General features: G+C 73.7%; 22 protein-coding genes. 8 read left to right on the forward strand and 14 right to left on the reverse strand.

The window, feature by feature from the left end:
• Positions 1-37: 37 nt before the first annotated feature.
• The 3 genes from ACRYR2_RS07235 to ACRYR2_RS07245 are packed head-to-tail and all read right to left on the reverse strand — an operon-like array spanning position 38 to position 1,300.
• Positions 38-358 carry a YkvA family protein gene (locus ACRYR2_RS07235; RefSeq protein ID WP_432562165.1) on the reverse strand — a complete coding sequence of 107 codons (321 nt, stop codon included), beginning with the start codon at positions 356-358 and terminating at the stop codon, positions 38-40.
• Positions 358-1,026, reverse strand: a complete 669-nt coding sequence (locus ACRYR2_RS07240; protein WP_432562166.1) for an EcsC family protein — start codon at positions 1,024-1,026, stop codon at positions 358-360. The genes ACRYR2_RS07235 and ACRYR2_RS07240 overlap by 1 nt, the downstream gene beginning before the upstream one ends.
• A 46-nt stretch (positions 1,027-1,072) precedes the next feature.
• On the reverse strand, positions 1,073-1,300 hold the full coding sequence (locus ACRYR2_RS07245; protein ID WP_432562167.1) for a hypothetical protein: 228 nt from the start codon (positions 1,298-1,300) through the stop codon (positions 1,073-1,075).
• Here ACRYR2_RS07245 and ACRYR2_RS07250 point away from each other — a divergent pair.
• On the forward strand, positions 1,299-2,234 hold the full coding sequence (locus ACRYR2_RS07250) for a spermidine synthase (protein WP_432562168.1): 936 nt from the start codon (positions 1,299-1,301) through the stop codon (positions 2,232-2,234). The genes ACRYR2_RS07245 and ACRYR2_RS07250 overlap by 2 nt on opposite strands.
• The gene (locus tag ACRYR2_RS07255) at positions 2,231-2,890 is read left to right on the forward strand and encodes a DedA family protein (RefSeq protein ID WP_432562169.1); all 660 of its coding nucleotides are present in this window, start codon (positions 2,231-2,233) and stop codon (positions 2,888-2,890) included. Before ACRYR2_RS07250 ends, ACRYR2_RS07255 begins: the two co-directional genes overlap by 4 nt.
• 55 nt (positions 2,891-2,945) lie before the next feature.
• Here ACRYR2_RS07255 and gndA read toward each other — a convergent pair whose 3' ends face one another.
• From gndA to ACRYR2_RS07285, 6 genes are all read right to left on the reverse strand, one after another.
• The gene (gene gndA / locus ACRYR2_RS07260; protein WP_432562170.1) at positions 2,946-4,424 is read right to left on the reverse strand and encodes an NADP-dependent phosphogluconate dehydrogenase; all 1,479 of its coding nucleotides are present in this window, start codon (positions 4,422-4,424) and stop codon (positions 2,946-2,948) included.
• On the reverse strand, positions 4,424-5,773 hold the full coding sequence (locus tag ACRYR2_RS07265; RefSeq protein WP_432562171.1) for an MFS transporter: 1,350 nt from the start codon (positions 5,771-5,773) through the stop codon (positions 4,424-4,426). Before ACRYR2_RS07265 ends, gndA begins: the two co-directional genes overlap by 1 nt.
• Positions 5,770-6,420, reverse strand: a complete 651-nt coding sequence (locus tag ACRYR2_RS07270) for a GntR family transcriptional regulator (protein ID WP_432562172.1) — start codon at positions 6,418-6,420, stop codon at positions 5,770-5,772. The genes ACRYR2_RS07265 and ACRYR2_RS07270 overlap by 4 nt, the downstream gene beginning before the upstream one ends.
• A 57-nt stretch (positions 6,421-6,477) precedes the next feature.
• Entirely contained in the window at positions 6,478-7,122 is a 645-nt protein-coding gene (locus ACRYR2_RS07275) for a UdgX family uracil-DNA binding protein (RefSeq protein WP_432562173.1), read from the reverse strand.
• A 55-nt stretch (positions 7,123-7,177) separates the two neighbouring features.
• Positions 7,178-8,260 carry a carbohydrate kinase family protein gene (locus tag ACRYR2_RS07280; RefSeq protein WP_432562174.1) on the reverse strand — a complete coding sequence of 361 codons (1,083 nt, stop codon included), beginning with the start codon at positions 8,258-8,260 and terminating at the stop codon, positions 7,178-7,180.
• Between the two features lie 65 nt (positions 8,261-8,325).
• Positions 8,326-9,078: an SDR family NAD(P)-dependent oxidoreductase gene (locus ACRYR2_RS07285; RefSeq protein WP_432562175.1), complete on the reverse strand. Its 753-nt coding sequence runs from the start codon at positions 9,076-9,078 to the stop codon at positions 8,326-8,328.
• Positions 9,079-9,163: 85 nt separating this feature from the next.
• On the opposite strand from ACRYR2_RS07285, the gene ACRYR2_RS07290 reads away from it, so the two are divergent.
• Entirely contained in the window at positions 9,164-10,198 is a 1,035-nt protein-coding gene (locus tag ACRYR2_RS07290; protein ID WP_432562176.1) for an aldo/keto reductase, read from the forward strand.
• Positions 10,199-10,203: 5 nt separating this feature from the next.
• Here the strand turns inward: ACRYR2_RS07290 and ACRYR2_RS07295 are convergent, their stop codons facing one another.
• Positions 10,204-10,410 carry a hypothetical protein gene (locus ACRYR2_RS07295; protein WP_432562177.1) on the reverse strand — a complete coding sequence of 69 codons (207 nt, stop codon included), beginning with the start codon at positions 10,408-10,410 and terminating at the stop codon, positions 10,204-10,206.
• A 40-nt stretch (positions 10,411-10,450) separates the two neighbouring features.
• Positions 10,451-11,449 (reverse strand): YihY/virulence factor BrkB family protein, encoded by a 999-nt coding sequence (locus ACRYR2_RS07300; protein WP_432562178.1) that lies wholly within the window; start codon positions 11,447-11,449, stop codon positions 10,451-10,453.
• A gap of 115 nt (positions 11,450-11,564) precedes the next feature.
• On the opposite strand from ACRYR2_RS07300, the gene ACRYR2_RS07305 reads away from it, so the two are divergent.
• The 4 genes from ACRYR2_RS07305 (at position 11,565) to ACRYR2_RS07320 (ending at position 16,200) form a co-directional block, all read left to right on the forward strand.
• Positions 11,565-11,777 (forward strand): hypothetical protein, encoded by a 213-nt coding sequence (locus ACRYR2_RS07305; RefSeq protein WP_432562179.1) that lies wholly within the window; start codon positions 11,565-11,567, stop codon positions 11,775-11,777.
• A 107-nt stretch (positions 11,778-11,884) separates the two neighbouring features.
• Positions 11,885-12,727, forward strand: a complete 843-nt coding sequence (locus ACRYR2_RS07310; protein ID WP_432562180.1) for an EamA family transporter — start codon at positions 11,885-11,887, stop codon at positions 12,725-12,727.
• Positions 12,728-12,814: 87 nt separating this feature from the next.
• Positions 12,815-15,157: a putative bifunctional diguanylate cyclase/phosphodiesterase gene (locus ACRYR2_RS07315; protein ID WP_432562181.1), complete on the forward strand. Its 2,343-nt coding sequence runs from the start codon at positions 12,815-12,817 to the stop codon at positions 15,155-15,157.
• A complete protein-coding gene (locus ACRYR2_RS07320) occupies positions 15,154-16,200 on the forward strand; it encodes a GNAT family N-acetyltransferase (RefSeq protein WP_432562182.1) in 1,047 nt (348 codons plus the stop codon). Before ACRYR2_RS07315 ends, ACRYR2_RS07320 begins: the two co-directional genes overlap by 4 nt.
• Here ACRYR2_RS07320 and ACRYR2_RS07325 read toward each other — a convergent pair.
• Positions 16,149-19,835, reverse strand: a complete 3,687-nt coding sequence (locus ACRYR2_RS07325) for an ABC transporter ATP-binding protein (protein WP_432562183.1) — start codon at positions 19,833-19,835, stop codon at positions 16,149-16,151. The two genes, ACRYR2_RS07320 and ACRYR2_RS07325, sit on opposite strands and share 52 nt — an antisense overlap.
• 53 nt (positions 19,836-19,888) lie before the next feature.
• Here ACRYR2_RS07325 and ACRYR2_RS07330 point away from each other — a divergent pair, with 53 nt between their 5' ends.
• Entirely contained in the window at positions 19,889-20,917 is a 1,029-nt protein-coding gene (locus ACRYR2_RS07330) for an LLM class flavin-dependent oxidoreductase (RefSeq protein WP_432562184.1), read from the forward strand.
• A 14-nt stretch (positions 20,918-20,931) separates the two neighbouring features.
• Here the strand turns inward: ACRYR2_RS07330 and ACRYR2_RS07335 are convergent, their stop codons facing one another.
• Complete coding sequence (locus ACRYR2_RS07335) at positions 20,932-21,438, reverse strand: metallophosphoesterase family protein (protein WP_432562185.1); 507 nt, start codon at positions 21,436-21,438, stop codon at positions 20,932-20,934.
• Positions 21,438-22,667 carry a phosphoglycerate dehydrogenase gene (serA, locus tag ACRYR2_RS07340; RefSeq protein ID WP_432562186.1) on the reverse strand — a complete coding sequence of 410 codons (1,230 nt, stop codon included), beginning with the start codon at positions 22,665-22,667 and terminating at the stop codon, positions 21,438-21,440. Before serA ends, ACRYR2_RS07335 begins: the two co-directional genes overlap by 1 nt.
• Positions 22,668-22,700: the final 33 nt, after the last annotated feature.

The raw sequence follows: 22,700 nt of genomic DNA on the forward strand, positions 1-22,700 counted from the left end.
ACCCGCCTCCTGCGTCGTCCACAGGATCCGGGCTCGGTCAGCCGTGCCGGTGCCTGTGCACGCGCAGACGACCTGGGCGGCCCGTGTGCCGGGCGTAGTCCTCGGTGGCTGCGCGCACCGAGGCGGCCACGAACGCCGCCACGAGCCCGTCGTCGAGCAGGCCGACCACGGGGGTCCACAGCTCGGGCACCGCGTCGACGGGTGAGAGGAGGTAGGCCGCGCCCAGGACGGCACCGGCCAGCTTGCGCCGCCCGGGCCCGGTCCAGCGCCCCGCGAGGGCGTCGCGGCCCATGGTGGGCAGCAGCCGCAGCCGCACCGCCGTCCGGACGTCGACGGCAGGGACCGCCCGGGCGCGCATCAGGACTCCACCGCACGTGGCGGCAGCGCGTGCTCCGCGCTCTTGGCGATGCGGCGGAACAGCATCGCGTCCACCCCGGCGCCGACGACCCCGCCGACGAGGGGCAGCGCACGGGTGGGCACGCGCAGCAGCCCGGTCGTGCCGAAGCGCGCGATGAGCCGGAACCCGACGCCCTTGTTGAGCAGCATGAGGACCGGCTCGGGCGCGCGGGAGGTCAGCAGCCCGGTGAGGCGGCCGGTGACGAAACCGCCCGCGGGAAGCCCGGCGCTCTTGAGGACCTCGGTGGCGTCCGAACCGACGAGGGTCAGCAGGACGGCCGAGCGCACCTCGGGGGTGCGGGTGTCGTACCCGCGCAGCTCGGCGATGGCGCCGACGGCGCGCACGGTCAGCACGTAGAAGCCGAAGACGTTGGCGGGCAGGGCGACCGCCAGGGTCGCCAGTCCCCCGACGCCGGTGAGGAACCCGTTGCCGGCGATCAGCCGGCTGTGCTTGCGCACCACCGCGTGCACGGCCGACTCGGTGGTCGGGTGGTCCTTGCGGGCGGCGCGGGCCACTTCGGCGGCCCCGTCGAAGGGGCCCTTGCCGTCGATGCCGACGGACAGCAGCCGCTGGACGAGGTCGGAGGCGCGCTGGTCGAGGGCCGAAGGTTCGGTCGCATTCCGCTTCACGGCACGACGCTAACCGCAGACCGGCGCCGGGGCAGTTCGGCGCAGGTCAGCGGGCGGGGTCCTGGGCGCGCAGGTAGGCGGCGACCTCGGCGACGCCGGCGTCGACGTACCGGCGGCGGGCCCACGGACGCGGCAGGCGCTGGGCGGCCGCGACCGGCGGACGGTCCGGCTGGGGCAGCAGGGTCGGGTTCCCGGCCTTGCGCAGCGCGCGGCGGGTGCGCAGGAACGGCACCACGAACAGTGCGAGCAGGCAGATCTCGAGGAAGGTCGACATGTCCAGTACCTCGGCAGGAAGGGCGCACGACTTCAGCTGGTTCGATGGGGACGTGCCCGCCCGCCCCGCCCGCCCCGCCGCCCGGGGGTCCCGCGCCCCGCAGCCGGAGGAGGGCGAGGCCCTCATCAGCACCGGCACCGCCCGTTTCGAGCGCGACCGCGACGACCCCGACGGCTGGACCGTGTACGTCAACGGGGTGCCGAGCTCCTACGTCGACCTGGCCGACCCGACCCGGCTGGTCTTCGAGTACCACCAGTGGACCGCCGCGGTCCTCGACGCCGTCCACGACCCGGGGCCGCTGCGGGTGGTCCACCTCGGTGGGGCCGGCTGCGCGTTCCCCCGCTACCTGGCCGCGACGCGGCCGTCCTCGCGCCAGCTGGTCCTGGAGGTCGACGCCGGGCTGGTCGACCTGGTCCGGCGGACCTTCGGGGCCAGCGGCGCCGCGGGGTTCAAGCTCAAGGTCGCCGACGCCCGGGCCGGGCTGGCCGCCCTCCCGGACGGGACGCAGGACGTCCTGGTGCGCGACGCCTTCGCCGGTGACCAGGTCCCCGCGCACCTGCTGACCCGCGAGTTCCTCGCCGAGGTGGACCGGGTCCTGGCCCCGGACGGGTTGTGGATCGCCAACCTCGCCGACCGGCCGCCGATGCCCGCCTCGAAGGCGGAGGCCGCCACGGCGCGGGACGTGTTCGCCCACGTCGGCCTGCTGGCCGAGCCGGGCATGTTCCGGGGCCGTCGGTACGGCAACGCGCTGCTGATCGCCTCGCAGGCCCCGCTGCCCGAGCAGGCGCTGGTCCGGGCCCTGTCCGGCGGGGTGGCGCCGGCGCGGCTGGTGACGGGCGCCGACCTCCGAAACTTCTGCGCCGGGGTGGGCGTTGTGACCGACGCACGACTGCCCGTGCCCACCCCGATGGTCCAGGAGGACACCGACGCATGAGCACCACGGCCGAGACCGCCACCCAGACGGGCGGCCTGACCGGGTTCGTCCTGGACACCGTCGACGCGCTCGGCGCCCCGGGCGTGGGGCTGCTGAGCTTCCTGGAGGTGGTCTTCCCGCCGATCCCCAGCGAGATCGTGCTGCCGCTGGCGGGGTACCTGGTGCAGACCGGCAACATCAACCTCGCGGCCGTCGCCGTCCTGTCGACGGCGGGATCACTGCTCGGCTCCCTCGCCCTGTACTGGGTCGGCAAGGTCATCGGGCTGCAGCGCGCCGCCCGGATCGCCGACCGGGTTCCGCTCATGGACGCCTCCGACGTCACCAAGGCCGCGGACTGGTTCCACCGGCACGAGGGCGCCGCGGTGTTCACCGGCCGGTTCATCCCCGGGGTGCGCTCGCTCATCTCGCTGCCGGCCGGCGCCGCGCGCATGAACCTGCTGAAGTTCACGCTGCTGACGCTGCTGGGCAGCGGGCTGTGGAACGGGCTGCTGCTGGGGCTGGGCATGGCGCTGGGCACGCAGTACGAGCTCGTCGAGCAGTACGGCCACTACGTCGACTACGTCTTCTACGCCGCCATCGCCGCGGTGCTGCTGTGGGCGGTGGCGCGTCGCGTGCGCACCCGGCGCGCCGAGCGTTCGTCGTCGAACGCCGGCTGACTCCCCCGCGGTGATCTCGCAGGTGTTCCCTGCAAGATCACCGCGCAGGTGGTGGTCAGCTCTGCGTCTGCGACCCGTCGCCGGACCACTCGACGTGGAAGTTGCCGTCGCGGTCGACGCGCTTGTAGGTGTGCGCACCGAACAGGTCGCGCAGCCCCTGGACCAGCGCGGCCGAGGACCGCTCGCGGCGCAGGCCGTCGTAGTAGGCCAGCGCCGAGGCGAAGCCGGGGGCGGGGATGCCCGCGGTCACCGAGTGCACCACGACCCGGCGCCAGGCCTCCTGGCCCTTGGCCACGGCGTCGGCGAAGTACGGGTCGAGCAGCAGCGAGGGCAGGTCGGGCTGCTTGGCGTAGGCGTCCTTGATCCGGTCCAGGAACTTGGCGCGGATGATGCAGCCGCCACGCCAGATCGTGGCCATCGCCCCGGGGTCGATGCCCCAGCCGTACTCGACCGAACCGGCGCGGATCATGTCGAAGCCCTGGGCGTAGGCGACGACCTTGGAGGCGTACAGCGCCGCGCGGACGTCGTCGACGAAGGCCTCGGCGTCGGCCGGGGCCACGAACCCGCCCGAGCCCTCGGCGCCGGCGGCCGGGCCGGGCAGGACACCCTGGGCGGCCTTGCGCTGTTCGGCGTGCCCGGACAGGGCGCGGGCGAAGACGGCCTCGGCGATGCCGGAGACCGGGGTCCCCAGGTCCAGGGCGGTCTGCACCGTCCAGCGGCCGGTGCCCTTCTGCTCGGCCTCGTCCAGGATGACGTCGACCAGCGGGGTGCCGGCGTTCGTCGGGTCGTCCTTGTCCAGCACCCGCGCGGTGATCTCGATGAGGAAGGACTCCAGGTCGCCGGAGTTCCACGAGGTGAACACCTCGGCGAGCTGCTTGGGCGTGCGGCCCAGGCCGTGGCGCAGCAGGTCGTAGGCCTCGGCGATGAGCTGCATGTCGGCGTACTCGATGCCGTTGTGCACCATCTTGACGAAGTGCCCGGCGCCGTCGGGGCCGACGTGGGTCGAGCACGGGGTGCCGTCGACGGAGACGGCGATGTCGGCGAGGATCGGACCGAGCTTGGCGTAGGCGTGCTCCGAACCGCCCGGCATGATCGAGGGGCCCAGCAGCGCACCCTCCTCACCACCGGAGACGCCGACACCGGCGAAGTGGATCCCCTTCTCGCGCAGCGCGGCCTCGCGGCGGCGGGTGTCGGCGAAGTGGGCGTTGCCGCCGTCGACGAGGATGTCGCCCTCGGACAGCAGCGGGGCCAGTTCGTCGATGACGGCGTCGGTCGGGCCACCGGCCTTGACCATGATGATGATCGTCCGCGGGGATTCGAGGGAGTCCACGAACTCCTGCGCGGTGTAGCCCGGGACGAAGGTCCCCTCGTCGCCGAACTCGCTGATCAGGGCCTTGGTCTTGGCGTCGGTGCGGTTGTGCACGGCGGTGACGTACCCGTGCCGGGCGATGTTGCGGGCCAGGTTGCGGCCCATCGTCGCCAGACCGGTCACACCGATCTGTGCCTTCTGCTTCTGGTCGCTCACCCGCGGCATCATGCCGTGCCTGCCCCGGTCCGTGAACCACGCCCCCGGCCGCGTTCCCGCAGCGCGTCGCGCATGCGGGGCACGACGACACCGTTGCGGGCCATCAGCGCCCGCGTCTGCCGGCGGCTGACGAGGATCCCCACGATCCCGACCGCCCACAGCGGCAGCTGCAGGGCGAACGCCACCTTGAACGCGCCGAGGGAGTAGGTCTGCGGGGTTCCAGCGCCCTGCAGGTCGAGCGCCACGCCCACGACCAGCACGAACACGACGGTCGCGGTGAACCCCATGACGTTGGTCATGCCGGTCGCGCCGCCGAGGCGGTGCGCCGGGTTGGACGTGCGGGCGTAGTCGAAACCGATCATCGACCCGGGAACCCCGGTCGCGGCCACGACCACGACCAGCCCGAGCAGGACCAGCGGGGCCCGACCGGGCCACAGCAGCACGGCGCTCCAGGTGACGGCCTGCGCGCCGACGATGGTCAGCACCAGCCAGGACCGGCGCAGGGGGTGCCGCGCCACGAGGGCACCCAGCAGCGGACCGGTGCCGGCCGCGCTGATCGTGTACAGCGTCAGCAGTGCGCTGGCCGTGCCGGCGCTCAGTCCCTGCCCGGAGACGAGGAACGGGTAGCCCCACAGCGTCGCGAGGGCGTTGCCGGAGAACGGGGTCGCCCAGTGCGTCCACAGCCCCAGCCGGGTACCGGGGTGGCGCAGGGCGGCCCGCAGGTCGCCGCCGACCTCGCGCAGCGACTTGGTGACCCGCGGGTTCTCCCGGCCCGGGGGGACGTCGCGCAGCACGACGACGGCCAGCACGGCGGCCAGCAGGCTGAACGCGCCGATGCCGGTGTAGGCCGGGGTCCAGCCCGGGCCGTGCAGCAGCGCCACCAGCGGGACGAAGCTGAAGATCTGCCCCAGCTGGCCGAACAGACCCACCAGCTGGGTCATGACCGGCACCCGCCGCGGCGGGAACCAGTTCGTCACCACCCGCAGGACGCTGACGAACGTCGCGGCGTCGCCGGCGCCCACGAGGACCCTGGCCACCACGGCCTGCCAGGTCTGGGTGCTCAGGGCCAGGACGACCTGCCCGACGCCCATGGTCGCCGCCCCCAGGACCACCAGCCGGCGCGGACCCCAACGGTCGATGAGCACCCCGACCGGGATCTGCAGCGCGGCGTAGACGAGGAACTGCAGGACGGCGAAGCTGGAGAGCGTGCCGGCGGTGATGTCGTAGCGCTGCTGGGCCTCCAGCCCGGCGGCGGCCAGCGACGTGCGGTTCCCCACGGTGACGACGTAGGCCACCGCCCCGACGGCGAAGACCAGCCAGGCGCCCTCGACGGCCCTCTCCCCCGTCTTGCGCCTCACGAGCGCACCGCCCGCAGCCGGTCGCCGGCGGTGCGGACGTGGTGGCGCACGAGCTCGAGCCAGGCGTCCTCGTCGTCGCCCAGCAGCGCCGCCCGTTGCGCCTCGTGGTCGGCCAGCGCGGTCGCGACCCGGTCGACCGACCCGCGCAGGTTGGCCACGCCCATGCGCATCTGCCGGTCGCGCAGGGAGTCGTAGACGCCGGCGAGGACGTCGTTGCCGGCCGCGCGCACGACGGTGGCGTGGAAGGCGCGGTCGGCGGCCGTGAACGCCCAGGGGTCGTCGGCCTGCGCCGCGCGGCGCATGTCCAGCAGGTGGCTCTGCAGCCGGTGCGCCAGCTCGGCCCGCCCGGACCAGACGCGGCCGGCGGCGTGCACCTCGATGAGCTCACGGGCCTCCAGGACGTCCTCGACCTCCTGCGGGGAGACCGGGACGACGAGGGCGCCGCGCTTGGGGATGAGGTCGACCAGCCCCTCGGCCTGCAGCTTCAGCAGCCCCTCGCGCACGGGTGTGCGGGAGACGCCGACCCGGTCGGCGATCTCCCCCTCGGTGAGCAGCTGCCCACCGGACAGGGTGCGGTCCAGGATGCCCTGCTTGAGGTGGGCGTACACGCGGTCGGCGGCGGCGAGGGGTGGAGAACCGGTATCCATGATGTATCTATGCTACGGGCTTGTCAGGACAACCCTGCGGCGCCCGCGGTCACGCCCTCAGGACAGCGCGGCCGCCGCGGTCCGCAGGTCGGCCACCAGTCCGGCGTACGCGGCGTCGCGGTCGGCCTCGGGAACCCGCAGCACGGCCGAGGGGTGGATCGTGCCCATGAACGTCTTCTCACCCCGGCTGGTGCTCAGCCGCAGCAGCTGCCCGCGGTGCTTGGTGACCCGGAAGTCCTTCGGCAGCAACGCCTTGGCCGCCGTCGCGCCCAGGCACACGACGACCTCGGGGTCGACCTGGGCCAGTTCGGCGGCCAGCCACGGCCGGCAGGCGGTGACGTGCCCGACGTCCGGGGTGGCGTGGATGCGGCGGCTATCCGGCGCCTTCTGGGTGAACCGGAAGTGCTTGACCGCGTTGGTCACGTAGGTGGTCGACACGTCGATCCCCGCCTCGGCGACGGCCTTCTGCAGCAACCGGCCGGCCGGGCCGACGAAGGGGATGCCGCGCCGGTCCTCCTGGTCGCCGGGCTGCTCCCCCACCAGCGCCAGCCGGCCGTCCTCGGCGCCGGCGGAGAACACCACCTGGGTCGCCGGCTCCCACAGCTCGCACCCACGGCAGGAGGGCGCGGCCTGCCGCAACTGCGACAGGTCCGCGCCCTCCGGCACCCACTGCTGGGCACCCGGACGATCGACGGAACTCATCCGCCGATCATGCGCCCCGACGGCCCGGAGCGCCCCTCGTCGTGAGCGGGTGCACCTAGCGCGCGGGGGTTCCCCCGGTCGGCAGGTCGTTGCGGACGGCCAGGGTGGCGCTGGCCCGCCGGACGGCGGTACCGCTGGCGCTCGGGTGCTCCTTCAGGACGTCGTCCAGGAAGCCGTACTGCCGCACCAGCTGCGCCGTCGCCGAGGTCCGCGGCCCCAACCGCAGGTGCGTCCACCAGTCGGCGATGTCGCCCCACCCCGGCGCCGACAACGACCCCCCGAACTGCTGCACCGACAGCCCCGCGCACAGGTTCGCGAACGACAGCCGCTCGGTCAGCGGCCACCCGCTCAGGGTCGCGGTGAGGAAACCCGCTCCGAACACGTCCCCGGCCCCGGTGGCGTCCAGGGCGTCCAGGCGCAGTCCCGGGACCTCCGCACGCTCCCCCGCCACGCTGTCCACGGCCACCGCTCCCTCGGCCCCACGGGTCACCACGGCGACCGGAACCCGCTGCGCCAGCGCCTCGAGCGCCTCGTCCGCCGAGCCGGTCCGGGTGTAGCGCATGGCCTCGACGTGGTTGGGCAGGAACGCGTGGCAGTGCTCCAGGCCCGCCAGCAGGTCGGGGTTCCACTGCGTGGAGGAGTCCCAGCCCACGTCGGCGAACACCATCGACCCCTGCGCCTGCGCGCGCACGACCCAGGGCTGGGCGACGGCGGCCAGGTGCACCAGGCAGCTGCGGGCGGCCGGGACGTCCTCGGGCTCGGGCACCGGCGCCGGGTGCTCGTGCGTCACCATCGCCCGGTCCCCGCCGTAGGCCAGCGAGACCGTCACCGGGGAGTGCCAGCCGTCGACGCGGTAGGACGTCGAGAGGTCGACCCCTTCCTGCTCGCCGAGGGTCTGCCAGCAGAACTGCCCGTAGGCGTCGGTGCTGAACGCCGCCGACAGCGACGTGCTCAGCCCGAGCCGGGCAGCCGCGACGGCCATGTTCGCGATGCCGCCGGGGCACGAGCCCATCCCTGACGTCCACACCTCGGTGCCCAGCCGGGGCTCGGAGTCCAGGCCGGTGAGGACGATGTCCAGGAACACCGTGCCGCGGACGTGGACGTCGAAGGGAGTCGGCTGCGTCAGCACGTTCCGCATGCTGTCAGGCGGCACGCCGCAGCAGCCAGAGCGGCGCGCACTCCTGCCCCGCTCCGGATGCGGGGTCAGACGGCCAGGTACCCCCCGTCGACGGGGATCGTGTGGCCCGTCACCCAGGCCGAGTCGTCGGAGGCCAGGAACGCGACGACGTTGGCGACGTCGCGCGCCTCGGGCATCCCGGGCTTGGGGTTCATGGAGTCCATGTGCGCCTTCATCGCCACCGGGTCGGGCGCGGTCTCGATGAACTTCTCCACCAGCGGGGTCTTCACCACCGTCGGGGCGACGGCGTTGACGCGGATGCCCCGGGCGGCGTACTCGATCGCCGCGGACTTCGTCAGCGCGACGACGCCGCCCTTGGTGAACGTGTAGGGCGAGATGTTCACCTGACCGCCCAGACCGGCGGTGGAGGCGGTGTTGACGATCGCGCCGCCACCGGTCTGCAGCATCGCGGCGATGGTGTGCTTGAGCGTCCAGAACACGCCGTCGCCGTTGATGCCGGAGACGCGGTTCCAGTTCTCGTCGTCCATCTCGTGCAGCGGCTGCTGCGCCCCGGCGATCCCGGCGTTGTTGAAGACGACGTCGAGGTGGCCGTAGTGCGCGACGGCGGCCTCCACGGCGGCCTGGACCGAGTCGCTGCGGCTGGTGTCGGCGGTCACGGCGATCGCGTCGGGCAGCCGCGCCGCGGCCTCGGCGGCGGCGTCGCCGTCGATGTCGACGACGACGACCCCGGCACCCTCCTCGGCGAGCAGCTGGGCGACGGCGAATCCGAGCCCGGAGGCGCCGCCGGTGACGAAGGCGACCTTGTCGGTGAACCTCATGGTCCGTTCCTCTCCCCTGAGTGCTGTCGAACGCGGGGACTCTACTCAACGGATGTCGATCAGGAGGAGGGTGCAGTATGCGGTCATGGACTACAGAACCCTGGGAAGCAGTGGGACGTCGGTGTCGCACCTGGCCCTCGGCACCATGACCTTCGGCAGCGAGACCGATCGCGACGCCTCCTTCGAGCAGCTCGACACCTTCCTCGCCGCCGGCGGGACCCTCGTGGACACCGCCGACGTCTACAGCGGCGGCGTCAGCGAGGAGATCATCGGCGCGTGGCTGGCCGAACGGCCCGCCGACGTCACCGAACGCGTCGTGCTGGCCACCAAGGGGCGTTTCCCCACCTCCGACGAACCCAACGGCGTCGGGCTGTCCCGGCGCCACCTCACCCGGGCGCTGGACGCGTCGTTGCGCCGGCTGGGCGTCGAGGCCGTCGACCTCTACCAGGTGCACGCGTGGGACCCGTGGACACCGGTCGAGGAGACCCTGGCGACGCTGGACTCCTTCGTCCGCGCCGGCAAGGTCCACCACGTGGGCCTGTCGAACTTCACCGGCTGGCAACTGCAGAAGGCGGTCGACGTCGCCGACTCCGGTGGGTACTCCCCGCCGGTCACGCTGCAGCCGCAGTACAACCTGCTGGTGCGCGAGATCGAGTGGGAGATCGTGCCGGCCGCCGAGGAGAACGGGCTGGGTCTGCTGCCCTGGTCACCGCTCGGCGGTGGGTGGCTGTCGGGCAAGTACACCCGCGACACCACCCCCACCGGGGCCACCCGGCTCGGGGAGAACCCCGACCGCGGCGTCGAGGCCTACGCCCGGCGCAACGCCCAGGCACGCACCTGGGCCGTCGTGGACGCCGTGCAGCGCATCGCCGAGGCCCGCGGGATCCCCATGGCCCAGGTGGCCCTGGCCTGGCTGGCGGCGCAGCCGGCGGTGAGCTCAGTGATCCTGGGCGCGCGCACCACCGCGCAGCTGACCGAGAACCTCGGCGCCGCCGACGTCGAACTCGAGGCCGCTGAACTCATCGCCCTCGACGAGGCCAGCGACCCCGAACCCGCCGACTACCCCTACGGTGGCCCGGGCTCGACCCAGCGCTCCCGGAAGCTGACCGGGGGCCGGTAGCCGGATCAGTCCGCCGGGGCCTGCCGGCCCTGCGAGCCCGAGTGGTGCTCGTCGTCGGCCTCGAAGACCGCCGGGGTCTGCTGCCAGCCGCGGTGGGCCTCGGCGGACAACTTCTTCGAGTTCTTCAGGTGCTCCTGCGCGCTGTGCAGCTCCTGCGCGTGCGTCTGCTCGAAGGGAGCGTGCTCCTCGTGGCCACTGGTGTTCTCGGTCACCGTCGGTTCCTTCCTCGTGCGCTGGCGGTGGAGTGCGGGGTCACCGGTCCGCGGGCTTGCTGTCGGCCGCCGCGGCGTCGCGCTGCCCCATCGGCTCGGTCGGGCCGACCGTGGTGTCCTTGTCGGTCTGCTTCTCGGACTCGGCGTTGATCTCGGCGCCCAGCAGGATCGCGTAGCTGGTCAGCCACAGCCACATGAGCAGGATGACCACACCGGCCATCGACCCGTAGTTCTTGGCGTAGGACGACCCGCCGGCGACGGTGACGTAGACCGAGAACCCGGCCGAGACCACCAGCCACAGGACCGTCGCGACCGTGGCGCCGACCGAGACCCACTTGGCGCGCGGGGCGTCGCGGTCGGGCGCCAACCGGTAGATCACGGCGAGCGCGACCACGACGAGCCCGAGCAGCAGCACCCAGCGCAGCACGTTGACGACGATGCTGACCGCACCGCTGGCCCCCAGCGCCTCGACCGCGACCGGCACGACACCGATGAAGGCGATCGCCAGCAACATGAAGACGATGGCGCCGATGGTCAGCAGGAACGCGGTGCCCTTGCGCTTGACGAAACCACGGGTCTCGTTCTCGTCGTAGGCGATGTTGGTGGCCGCCATGAGGTTCTCGACACCGCTGGAGGCGCTCCACAGCGCCAGCAGGACCGCGACGATCGCGGTGATCCCGGCCGCCGACTTGCCGTTGGCGATGTTCCCGATCTGGCTGACGACGAGCTGCCGGGCCTCCTCCGGGATCGCGGTGATCGAGTTGATCTGCTCCACGATCGTCTGGGTGTTGCCGAAGATCCCCCAGATGAGGAACGCGGCCGTCAGCGCCGGGAAGATCGCCAGGAACGCCTTGAAGGCCACGCCGGCCGCCAGCAGCGGGACCTGGTCCTCCTTGCCCTCGGCCCAGGCCCGCTTGGTGACCGCGAGCCACCCCTTGGCGGGGATCTCCGTCGGGGAGTCCGCCTCCTCGCCGTGGTCACCGTGGCGGCGTCCATCCCGCTGCACCGACAAGTCGTCACGATGGGTCGTCCTGCTCATGACCACCACTGTGCTCCGTGAGCGCCCCGTCCGCGCGTCGGACGTGCGTGTTTCACCGGCCGGGCCTTCGGGTAGGCCGAGATCGTCAACGTTCCACCGACCCCTGGGGACAACCGTGATCAAGTACCTGCACGACGCCGGCATCAAGTCCGAGTGGGCCTACGCCGCCGGGTTCGCCAGCATCGGCCTGTCCTTCCTGTCCTGGACGGTGTCGAAGAAGAAGGAGAGCGCGGGCATCGACCGCGCCGACCGCTGGGGCATCTTCGTCGGCCAGTGGGCGCCCACCTTCTTCGGCGTCGGCAACGCCCTGTCCACCTACGAACGCTGACCACCGGGTTCACCGTGCGACGTCGTCACCGCAGGGCTCAAGGTCGAGCTCCGCGGTGACGACGCACGCCGGGTGACTCCCACGCCCCTGACGTCCGGACCCCCGAGGTGAGCGCCGCCCTGGCGCTGTTCGCGAGCCTGCTGTGGGGTGGCTCGGACTTCCTCGGCGGCAGCATCAGCCGCCGGCTGCGGCCGGTGCAGGTGCTGGCCGTCTCCCAGTTGCTCTCCGCCCTCGTGCTGTTGCTCGTCCTGGCCGGCACCGGGCGGGTGGACCTCGTGGCCGCCCACACCTGGCTCGGCTGGTCGGTCGTGGCCGGTGCCACCTGGGCCGGTGCGATGGCCGCGCTGTACACCGCGCTGGCCCGCGGGACCATGGGTGTCGTCGCCCCCATCGCCTCCTGCGGGATGCTGGTGCCCGTCCTGGTCGCCGTCGCCGGTGGTGAGCGACCCAGCCCGCTGCAACTGGTCGGGGTCGTGCTCGCCGTGGTCGGCGTGGTCGCGAGCGCCGGGCCGGACCTGCGCCCCTCCGCGGGCCGCCAGGGTGCGGCCATCGCCCTGGCGTTGGTGGCCGCCCTGCTCTTCGGGATCGAGATCCATTCCCTCGCCCAGGGCAGTGCGCACTCGGTGGCCGGGTCGCTGCTGGGCATGCGGCTGACCTCGCTGGTGCTGGTGGCCGTGGTCGCGCTCGGGCAGCGCCGTGCCTCGCCCGCCGTGCGGCGCACGGACGTGCCGGTGCTGCTGTCCCTGGGGGTGCTGGACCTGGCGGCGACGGCGACGTACGCCCTGGCCTCGACCGGCGGGCTGGTCAGCGTCGTGGCGGTGCTGGCTTCGCTGTACCCGGCCGTGACGCTGCTGCTGGCTCGGCGCTTCCACGGTGAGCGGCTGGGCCGCGTGCAGACGGCCGGTGTCGGGATCGTGCTGCTCAGCGCGGTCCTGTGCGCCGTCGGCTGACGCCCCCCTGCGGGGGACCACCCGATCGGCGGGTCGAGGTGGTCGCCCGAGGCACCGATGTCCTTCCTGAACCTCAGGAGGTACGACGTGTCCCGACACCCGGCGCACCGGCCGACGCCCACCACCCGCTGGCAGGCCCCGCTGCACGTGCTGTGCCTGTTGGCTCCGGTGGCCTTCGTCGTCTCGACGCTGCCGGGCGTGCGGCCCGAAGCCGGCTACTCGTTCGTGCTCGACGGTCTGCTCAACAACCTCGCCTACGAGTCCGCAGCGGCTCTGTGCCTGCTGCGCACCTCGACCCTGGCACCAGGACGTCGGCGCGGTGGCTACCTGCTCACGGCGGGGTTGGCCGTCTACGGCTCCGGCAACGTCTTCTGGACCGTCGCGGTGCGCCCGCTGCCGGACCAGCCGTACCCGTCCGGGGCCGACGTCGGCTTCCTGCTGTTCTACCCGATCACCTTCACCGCCCTGATCATGCTGGCCCGCGGCCGGGACGGGCGGCACGCCAAGAGCCTGTGGCTGGACGGCGTCGTGGGGGGCCTGGCCGTGGGGGCCGTCGCCGCTGCGGCCGTCATCGGGCCCATCGTGTCCACCTCCGGGTCCTGGGCCGCGGTCGCGACGACCTCGGCCTACCCGGCGCTGGACCTGGTCCTGCTGCTGGTGCTGGCCGCGGTGCTGGCGCTGTTCGGCTGGCGACCGCCGAAGGGGTTGTGGCTGCTGGCGGCCGGCCTGGTCGTCTTCGTCGTGGCCGACGTGGCCTACCTGTTCATGACCGCCCAGGGCACCTACGTCTCCGGCGGCCTGGCCGACGGCGTCTGGGTCACCGGTGTCGTGCTCATGGGGTTCACCCCCGGCTGGCCGTCGGCACCGACCGGCCCGAAGTTGCCCGGCTGGGCGCTGCTGTCGATCCCGGTGCTGGCCACGGCCGTCTCGCTCGGCGTCCTGGTCGTCGACCACCAGCGCCCGATGCACCCGGTGGCCATCGCCCTGGCCGCCGTCACGGTGCTGGCCGCCCTGGCCCGGCTGCTGTTCACCTTCCGCGAGGTGACCAAGCTCGCGGAGCACCGTGAGCTGGCCTGGACCGACGAGCTGACGGGCCTGGGCAACCGGCGCGCGCTGTACGACCGCACGCCCCGGTTGCTGTCCCAGCAGCGAGCCGTGCAGGCCCGGGGCGAGGCCGGCCGCACCACCTCCGCGCTGCTCCTGCTGGACCTGGACGGCTTCAAGGAGGTCAACGACAGCCTCGGTCACCAGGCCGGCGACGCGCTGCTGCGCGATGTCGCGCGACGGCTGCAGGAGGTGGCCGGTGACCCCGACACCGTCGTCGTCCGGCTCGGCGGCGACGAGTTCGCCATCGCCCGCGTCGGCGCCGGGCACGCCGAGGCCGAGGCGGTGGCCACCGAGGTCCACGCTGCGCTGCACCAGCTCTACGACCTCGACGGCGTGCAGGTCCGGGCCCGCGCGAGCATCGGCATCTCCGTGCTGCCGACCGCCTCGGCCGAGCTGCCCACCCTGCTGCGTCAGGCCGACGTGGCCATGTACCACGCCAAGAGCCGGCACCTGGGGACGTTCGCCTACTCCGAGGACGTCGACGAGTTCGCCTCCGGGGAGCGGCTGGAGACGGCCGAACTGCTGCGCTCCGACATCGCCGCGCGGCGCCTGGTGCTGCACTACCAGCCGAAGGTCGACGTCGCCACCGGCCGGGTCGACAGCGTCGAGGCCCTCGTGCGGTGGGTGCACCCGCGCCGCGGGCTGCTGTACCCCGACGCGTTCCTGCCCGTCGTCGAGGCCGCCGGCCTCATGGAGGAACTGACCCGCGCGGTGCTCGAGCAGGCGCTGGACCAGGCCGCGTCGTGGTGCCGGGCCGGCAACCCGCTGGCGGTCGCGGTCAACCTGTCGGCCTCCTCCCTGGGCGACGCCGACCTGCCCGACCGCGTCTCGGGCCTGCTCACCGCCCGGCAGCTGCCCGCGCGGCTGCTCGAGATCGAGATCACCGAGGACTTCCTCATGGCCGACCGCGAACGGGCCCAGGGCATCCTGGCCGGCCTGCGCGCCCGTGGGATCCGCGTCGCCGTCGACGACTACGGCACCGGGTACTCCTCGCTGGCCTACCTGCGGCAGCTGCCCATCGACGACCTCAAGCTCGACAAGTCGTTCCTGACCGACCTGGCCGAGGACACCCGGGCGCTGGCGATCGTGCGCTCGACGATCATGCTGGCCCACTCCCTGGGGCTGCGTCTGGTCGCCGAGGGCGTGGAGGACGAGGCGACGAGCCGGGAACTGGCCGAGGCCGGGTGCGACGTGCTGCAGGGCTGGCTCTTCGCCAAGGCCCTGCCCGCCGAGGAGCTGGAGACCTGGTTGGTCACCCGCGACCCCCGCCCCGTGCTGGGTCGCCCGCTGGGCACCGTGGTCCTGCCCGGGGGTGCGTCGTGACCGCCACCTCCCCCGACCTGGACCACGACGTCCTGCGCGGCCGGCAGGCCGTGCTGGCCCGGTTCGAGGACCTGGCCGCACGGCACCACCACCTGGCCCCGACGGCCTCCGGGGCGTGGCTGCGCGCCGCGCTGGACGCGGCTCCCGCGACCTCGGTGTGGGCCGTGGTGATGCCCGGGGCCGCCGTGGTGCTGCACGACCGGATCGGCGACCAGGGCCGGCGCAGCGAACTGCTCACCGGCGGCGGCGGCCACCTGGCCGGCGTCGCCGCCTCCTCGCCGGCGGCGGCGTGGTGGCTCGGCGCGGCGCTGGCCCGCGAGGCCGACGCCCGCGGCAGCGGGCTGCACCTGACCGAGCTGCCCGACGACCCGGCGGTGGCCGCCCTCGCCGACGGGGCCGGCGCCGTGGTGACCCGCGGGGTTCCCGTGCCGTACGTCCTGCGCCCGCTGCCCGGCGAGCAGCTCGTCAGCGCCGGGGTGCGCAAGAACCTGCGCAAGACGCACAACCGGCTCGCCACCGACGGTGTCGCGATGGACATCTCCATCACGGCCGACGCGGCGACCTTCGAGGCCGCGCTGCCCGACCTGGAGACGGCCTACCGGGACCGCGACGAGGCGCACGGTGTGGCCTGTGCCCTGGACACCCCGTGGGGCCGGCGCACCTGGCTCGGGCGGCTGCGGGCGCTGGCCGACCTGCCCACGCAGGCCTGCCGGCGGGAACTGGGCGTGCTGCGGCTCGACGGCGAGGTCGCCGCCTACGTGGTCGGGCTGCGCCAGGGCGAGCGGTACGGCATCTACGACGGCCGGTTCCGCACCCGCTGGGCCCGTTACTCCCCCGGCCGGTTGCTGGAGCACGCCGTGCTGCGGCACGCCTTCGACCAGCCCGGCGTGCAGTTGGTGGACTGGATGACCGGCGTGGCCCCCGAGACCCTGCTGTGCGTCAGCGGGTACGCCGACCGGCTGGCTGTGGACCGTCCCGCCGCCGGCGGGCCTCAGGCCGCCGAGGCCCGCCCGGCGATGAACGAGGCCCACAACCGGGCGTAGTACCCGTCGCGGTCGAGCAGCTCGGCGTGGGTGCCCTGCTCGACGACCCGGCCGTGGTCGAGCACGACGATCCGGTCGGCCCGCGCCGCGGTGGACAGGCGGTGCGCCACGACGATGGTGGTGCGCCGGCTGGCCGCGGCGTCGCTGGCCGCGGCGATGGCGGCCTCGGCGGCCGGGTCCAGCGCGGCCGTGGCCTCGTCCAGCAGCAGGACGTCCGGATCGGCCAGCTCGGCCCGGGCCAGCGCGACGAGCTGGCGCTGCCCGGTGGACAGGTTGCGGCCCCGCTCGCCCACCACGAACCCGTACCCGCCCGGCAGCGCGCGGATCGCGGCGTCCGCCCCGACCGCGAGCGCCGCGGCGCGGACCTGCTCGAACGGCGCGTCGGGCCGGGCGTAGGCGATGGCGTCGGCCACCGTTCCGTCGAACAGGTACGCCTCCTGCGGGACGACGCCGAGCCGGCGCCGGAAACCCTGCAGGTCCAGGTCGCGCAGGTCCCTGCCGTCGACGAGCACGCGCCCGGCGCTGGGGTCGTAGAACCGGGCCGCGAGCTTGACCACCGTCGACTTGCCCGCGCCGGTCTCGCCCACCAGGGCCACCGTCTCCCCCGCCCGCACGTGCAGGTCCAGGCCGGCCAGGGCCGGCCGCTCGGAGTTCTGGTACGCGAACCTCACCGCCTCGAAGCGCAGGTCACCGGCCAGCCTGCCGACCGGTTCGGCCTGCGCCGCCACGGGAACCGTCGTCGGCGTGCGCAGCAGGTCGCGCAGCCGGCGCAACCCGACGGCGGCCTGCTGGTAGCCGTCGAAGACCTGCGACAACTGCTGGACGGGGGCGAAGAACAGGTCGACGTACAGCAGGAACGCGACCAGGACGCCGAGGGAGATCCGCCCTTCGCGCACGAGAAGCCCACCGGCGACCAGGACGAGCGCGGCGGTGGCCTCGTCGAGGAACTGCACGAACGGGAAGTACGTCGCGATGTACCGCTGCGAGCGCAGCCGCGCCTGCCGGTAGGCCCAGCCCCTGCGGGCGAAGGCCGCGGAGTCCTCGGTCGTGCGGACGAACGCCTGGGTGACGCGGACGCCGGCCACGGACTCCTGGAACTGGACGTTCACGGCGCTGACCCGCTCGCGGGCCTCGGTGTAGGCCGGGCGCGAGCGGGACCGGAACAGCAGCGTCGCGACCACCAGCACGGGCAGGACGCACAGCACGACCAGCGCCAGGTCCGGTTCGAGCACGAACATCGCCACGAACACCCCGCCCAGCGACAGCAGGCTCACCAGTGCCTGCGCCACGCCGCTCTGCAGGAACGTCGACAGCGCGTCGACGTCGGTCGTCATCCGGGTCATGATCCGTCCGGCCTGCTCGCGTTCGTAGTAGTCCAGCCCCAGCCGCTGCAGCTGGGCGAACGTCTTCAGCCGCAGGCTGTACAGGATCCGCTCCCCCGTGCGGCCGGTGACCCGGCCCTGGCCGACGGTGACGAGCCAGTCGGCCGCGACCACGAGCGCCGCGATCGCCGAGGCGGTCCCGAGCGCGGTCAGGTCGCCGCGCGCCACGCCGTCGTCGAGGCCGCCGCGCACCAGCTGGGGCAGCACGAGCTGGGCCGCGGCGTCGCCGGCCACCAGAGCCACCGCGGCGACCAGGGCCCAGCGGAAGGGGCGCAGCAGCGAGGCCAGGCCGAACCGGGGCTCGTGCCGTTCGGCCTGCGCGACGTCGACGTCGGGGCGGTCGGCCAGCGGCGGCAGCGCGGCGATCCGGCGCAGCAGTTCGCCCGAGACCGGCAGGCCAGCGTCGACGGCGGCCGCCGCGGCCGACCGGTTGCCCCGACGCGGGGCCGGGATCGCGCTCGACGACGGGACCCGTTCCGCCGCCGGGGCCTGCTCGTCGGGGTCGAACAGCCGCCGGAACACCGCGCAGCGCTGCGCCAGTTCCTCCTCGGTGCCCTCGTCGACGACACGGCCGCCGTCCAGGACGACGATGCGGTCGGCCAGCCGCAACGTCGAACGCCGGTGCGCCACCAGCAGGACCGTCTGGCCGCTGCGGCGCTCGCGCGCCAGGGCGGACAGGATGCGCTGCTCGACGGTGGGGTCCACCGCGGAGGTCGCGTCGTCCAGGACCAGGACGCGCGGCCGGGCCAGCAGGGCGCGGGCCAGCCCGATCCGCTGGCGCTGCCCACCGGACAGCGTCAGCCCCTGTTCGCCGACGCGGGAGTCCCAGCCGTGGTCGAGGGCGTCGACGAACCCCTCGGCCGCGGCCGTGCGCAGCGCCTGCCGCACGTCCTCGTCGCCCGCGGTGGGGACCGAGTACGCCACGTTGGCGCGCACGGTGTCGGAGAACAGGAACGTCTCCTCGAAGACCATCCCGACCGCCGCGCGCAGCTGGGTGGGCTCCAGGTCGCGCACGTCGACCCCACCGATCCGGACCGAGCCGGTGTCGGCGTCGTAGAAGCGCGGCAGCAGGTTCGTCAGCGTCGACTTGCCCGACCCGGCGGTGCCGACGAGGGCGACGGTGGACCCGGCGGGCACGGTGAGGTCGACGTCCTGCAGCACCCGCCGCTCGCCGGCGTACCCGAACGACACCCCGGACAGCTCCACCGACAACGGCCCCTCGGGCAGGTCCCGGGCCGCGGTGCGCCCGGGACGCAGGACGTGCGGGACGGTGTCCACCACCTGCAGGACACGTTCGACGCCCGCGCGCGCCTGCTGGCCCATGGTCAGCAGGCCGGCGAGCTGGCGGACCGGGGAGACCAGCTGCCCCAGGTAGGTGGAGAAGGCCAGGAACGTCCCGATCGTCAGGTGGCCGTTCAGGGCCAGCCAGCCGCCGAACAGCAGCACCCCGACCTGCCCCATCGCCGGGACGGCCTGCAGCGCGGGGCCGTAGCGGGCGTTGTAGCGCACGACCCGCATGCGCTCGGTGAACAGGTCTCCGACGACGCCCTCGAGCCGGCGCAGTTCGGCGCCCTCCTGCCCGAAGCCCTTCACGACACGGACCCCGGTGACCGCGGCCTCGACGTGCGCGGCGACCTCGGCGGCGCGGGCCTGGGCGGCGAAGTTGGCGGGGAACAGGTCGCGCCGGCTGCGCCAGGCGATCCACCACAGCGCCGGGCCGATCGCGAGCGCCACCAGGGTCAGCGGCGGGGACAGCACGGCCATGACGACCAGGGACACGACGAACAGCACGAAGTTGCCGGTGACGTTGGGCAGCCAGGCCAGCAAGCCCTGCACCAGCTGGACGTCGCTGATGGAGCGGGAGACGACCTGGCCGGTGGACAGGCCGTCGAGCTGGCGGCCGTCCATGCGCTGCACGGCCGCGTGGACCTCGGTGCGCAGGTCGAACTGGACGTCCAGGGACAGCCGGCCGGCGGTGTAGCGGCGGACGAAGCCCAGGGCGTAGATCACCAGGCCGGCGGCGACGAGCAGGACGGCCCACGGCCACAGCGGCGCCCCGGGGTGCGCGATCACGTCGTCGACGACGTGCCGGACGACCAGCGGGACCGCGGCGGCGATGCCGTAGGAGACCACGGCCGAACCGAAGGACAGGACCAGGTCGCGGCGGTGGCGACCGCAGTACCCGGCGAGCCGGCGCAGCCAGCCCTGCTGGACGGGCTGTCGAGGGCTCGCCTGGGAACGTCCTGGTGACACGGTTGGCGACCCTAGTCCCGACCTCGGACGCACGCCCGTGTGAGAGTTCGGAGGTGAGTGGCGTTCCCCTGTCCGTGCTCGACCTGTCCCCCGTCCCGTCCGGATCGGGCGCCTCGGCGGCGTTGCGGGCCAGCGTCGACCTGGCCCGCGCGGTCGAGGGCCTCGGCTACCACCGGTACTGGCTGGCCGAGCACCACAACCTGGCGGGGGTGGCCAGTTCGGCCCCCGCGGTGCTCGTCGCGGCGGTGGCGGCGGCGACGAGCACGCTGCGGGTCGGGGCGGGCGGGATCATGCTGCCCAACCACTCCCCGCTGCAGGTCGCCGAGACGTTCCGGGCGCTGGAAGGACTGCACCCCGGCCGCATCGACCTGGGGATCGGCCGGGCGCCGGGCACCGACGGCCGGACCGCGCTGGCGCTGCGCCGGGCGCGCGAGGCCCTGGTCGCCGACGACTTCCCCGACCAGTTCGCCGAACTGCACGGCTACGTCGAGGGGTTCGAACCCGGTCACCCGTTCGCGGAGATCCGCGCCGTGCCGGACGACGTCGCGCTGCCGCCGGTGTGGGTCCTGGGTTCCAGCGACCACGGCGCGCGCGTCGCCGCCGAACTCGGCACCGGGTACGCCTACGCAGGGCACTTCGGCACGGCCGATCCGGTGGCGGCCCTGCGCTCCTACCGCGAGCGGTTCACCCCCTCGCGCCGGCGCAGCGCCCCGCACGCGGTGCTGGCCGTCGCGGTCCTGGTGTCGGCGACCGAGCAACGGGCGGCCGAGCTCCTGGTGGCCGCCGACCTGGCCACGGTCCGGACGCGACTGGGGGTCTCCGCGCCGCTGCCGAGCCCGGAGGAGGCGGCGGCGCACCGGTGGACCCTGGCCGAACGCAACGCGCGGGGGCACCTGGAGCGCGAGCAGCACGGACGGCCGGTCGCCGGCACCGCCGCGACGGTGGTGCCGGTGCTGCGCGAACTGGCCGAGCGCAGCGGCGCGGACGAGCTCATGGTCGTCACGAACGTGCACGACCCGGCCGAACGGGCGCTGTCCCACGAGCTGCTGGCCGAGGAGTGGGCGGTGCAGGCTCCTCGGTGAGCCGCGGTCGGCGCCTACCTGCGGGGCACGTGCTTCAGCTCCACGCCGCGCAGGGCCCCGTCGAGCACGTCGAGCTCGAGCCACGTCGCCGTCGGCATCCGCCGCCGGTCGGTGGGTGAGCCGGGGTTGAGCAGCCGCAGGCCCCGCGGGGTCAGCGAGTCCCACGGGATGTGGCTGTGCCCGAACAGGAGGACGTCGAGGTCGTCGGCGTAGGCGGCGTCGCACCGGCGCTCGCGCCCGTCCTTGCCGCCGGTCTCGTGCACGACGCCGAACCGCACACCGTCGAGGCTGAACGTCGCGAACTGCGGCAGGTGCCCGCGCACGTCGGGGCCGTCGTTGTTGCCGGCGACCCCGACCAGCTGCGCGGACCGGTCCTGCAGTGCGAGCACGGTCGCCTCGTCGCACCAGTCCCCGGCGTGCACCACGACGTCGGCGGACTCGACCGCCGCCCACACCGGCGCGGGCAGGTCCTTGGCCCGCGACGGCAGGTGGGTGTCGGAGACCACCACGAGGTGGGTCATCAGCCGAGCTGGCGCACCCGCACGGTCTCGGGCAGCTCGCGCAGGCGGCGGCCGACCTCCTCGGAGGCGTGGTCGGCGATGTCGGTGACGACGTACCCCAGGTCCCCGCGGGTGGCCAGCTGCTGCCCCTCGATGTTCACCCCGGCCTCGGCCAGGACGGAGTTGATCGCGGCCAGCACCCCCGGCACGTTGCGGTGCAGGTGGGCCAGGCGCACGGTGCCGGGCGTCGTCTCGGTGCCCAGGGTCGGCAGGTTCACCGACAGCGTCGTGGCGCCGTAGAGGGCGTAGTCGCGCAGCTTGGCGGCGACGAACCGGCCGATGTCCTCCTGCGCCTCCTCGGTCGACCCACCGACGTGCGGGGTGAGGATGACGTTGGGCAGACCGCGCAGCTCGGATTCGAACTCCTGGCCCGACCCCTTGGGTTCCTTGGGGAACACGTCGATGGCCGCGCCGGCGATGTGCCCGGACTCCACGTGCTTGCGCAGCGCCTCGTGGTCGACGACGAAACCGCGCGAGAGGTTCAGGAAGATCGACCCGGGGCGCATCCGGGCGAACTCGTCCTGACCGAAGAACCCGGTGTTGCTGCTGCGGCCGTCGACGTGCAGGGAGACGACGTCGGCGATCTCGAGCACCTCGTGCAGGCTGCCGCAGCGGCGGGCGTTGCCCAGGGCCAGCTTGTCGGTGGTGTCGTAGAAGAACACGCTCATGCCCAGCGCCTCGGCCACCACCGACAGCTGCGAGCCGATGTTGCCGTAGCCGACGATCCCGAGCCGGCGGCCGCGCACCTCGTGCGAGCCGGTCGCGGACTTGTCCCAGATCCCCTCGTGCATGGCCCGGTCCTTGACCGTGAGCCGGCGGGTCAGGGCGATGATCTCGGCCAGCGCCAGCTCCACGACGCTGCGGGTGTTGCTGTACGGGGCGTTGAAGACGGCCACCCCGTGGGCGGCGGCCGCGAACAGGTCGACCTGGTTGGTGCCGATGCAGAACGCGCCGATCGCCCGCAGCTCGGGGGCGTTCTCCAGGACCTTGGCGCTCACCTGGGTCTGCGAGCGGATGCCCAGCAGCGACACGCCGTGCAGCTTCTCGATCAGCTCGGTCTCGTCGAGGGCGCCGGACGTCGTCTCGACCTCCCACCCGGCCTCGGACAGCAGGGTCCGGGCGTCGGCGTGGATGTTCTCCAGCAGCAGCGCACGACCGGGTCGTGCGGGTGCGAGGTCGGGGGCGGACACGTGTTTCCTCCAGCTCAGGGCTTCGCGGACGGC

This window comes from Kineococcus deserti (assembly GCF_050871945.1).
Classification (GTDB): domain Bacteria; phylum Actinomycetota; class Actinomycetes; order Actinomycetales; family Kineococcaceae; genus Kineococcus.

What these genes read in the sequence shown, in the direction of transcription:
- ACRYR2_RS07270 (WP_432562172.1), bottom strand. Translation starts at nt 6,420, where the DNA reads ATGGATACCGGTTCTCCACCCCTCGCCGCCGCCGACCGCGTGTACGCC.
- ACRYR2_RS07235 (WP_432562165.1), bottom strand. Translation starts at nt 358, where the DNA reads ATGCGCGCCCGGGCGGTCCCTGCCGTCGACGTCCGGACGGCGGTGCGG.
- ACRYR2_RS07245 (WP_432562167.1), bottom strand. Translation starts at nt 1,300, where the DNA reads ATGTCGACCTTCCTCGAGATCTGCCTGCTCGCACTGTTCGTGGTGCCG.
- ACRYR2_RS07280 (WP_432562174.1), bottom strand. Translation starts at nt 8,260, where the DNA reads ATGCGGAACGTGCTGACGCAGCCGACTCCCTTCGACGTCCACGTCCGC.
- ACRYR2_RS07250 (WP_432562168.1), top strand. Translation starts at nt 1,299, where the DNA reads ATGTCCAGTACCTCGGCAGGAAGGGCGCACGACTTCAGCTGGTTCGAT.
- ACRYR2_RS07285 (WP_432562175.1), bottom strand. Translation starts at nt 9,078, where the DNA reads ATGAGGTTCACCGACAAGGTCGCCTTCGTCACCGGCGGCGCCTCCGGG.
- gndA (WP_432562170.1), bottom strand. Translation starts at nt 4,424, where the DNA reads ATGCCGCGGGTGAGCGACCAGAAGCAGAAGGCACAGATCGGTGTGACC.
- ACRYR2_RS07300 (WP_432562178.1), bottom strand. Translation starts at nt 11,449, where the DNA reads ATGAGCAGGACGACCCATCGTGACGACTTGTCGGTGCAGCGGGATGGA.
- ACRYR2_RS07275 (WP_432562173.1), bottom strand. Translation starts at nt 7,122, where the DNA reads ATGAGTTCCGTCGATCGTCCGGGTGCCCAGCAGTGGGTGCCGGAGGGC.
- ACRYR2_RS07290 (WP_432562176.1), top strand. Translation starts at nt 9,164, where the DNA reads ATGGACTACAGAACCCTGGGAAGCAGTGGGACGTCGGTGTCGCACCTG.
- ACRYR2_RS07255 (WP_432562169.1), top strand. Translation starts at nt 2,231, where the DNA reads ATGAGCACCACGGCCGAGACCGCCACCCAGACGGGCGGCCTGACCGGG.
- ACRYR2_RS07335 (WP_432562185.1), bottom strand. Translation starts at nt 21,438, where the DNA reads ATGACCCACCTCGTGGTGGTCTCCGACACCCACCTGCCGTCGCGGGCC.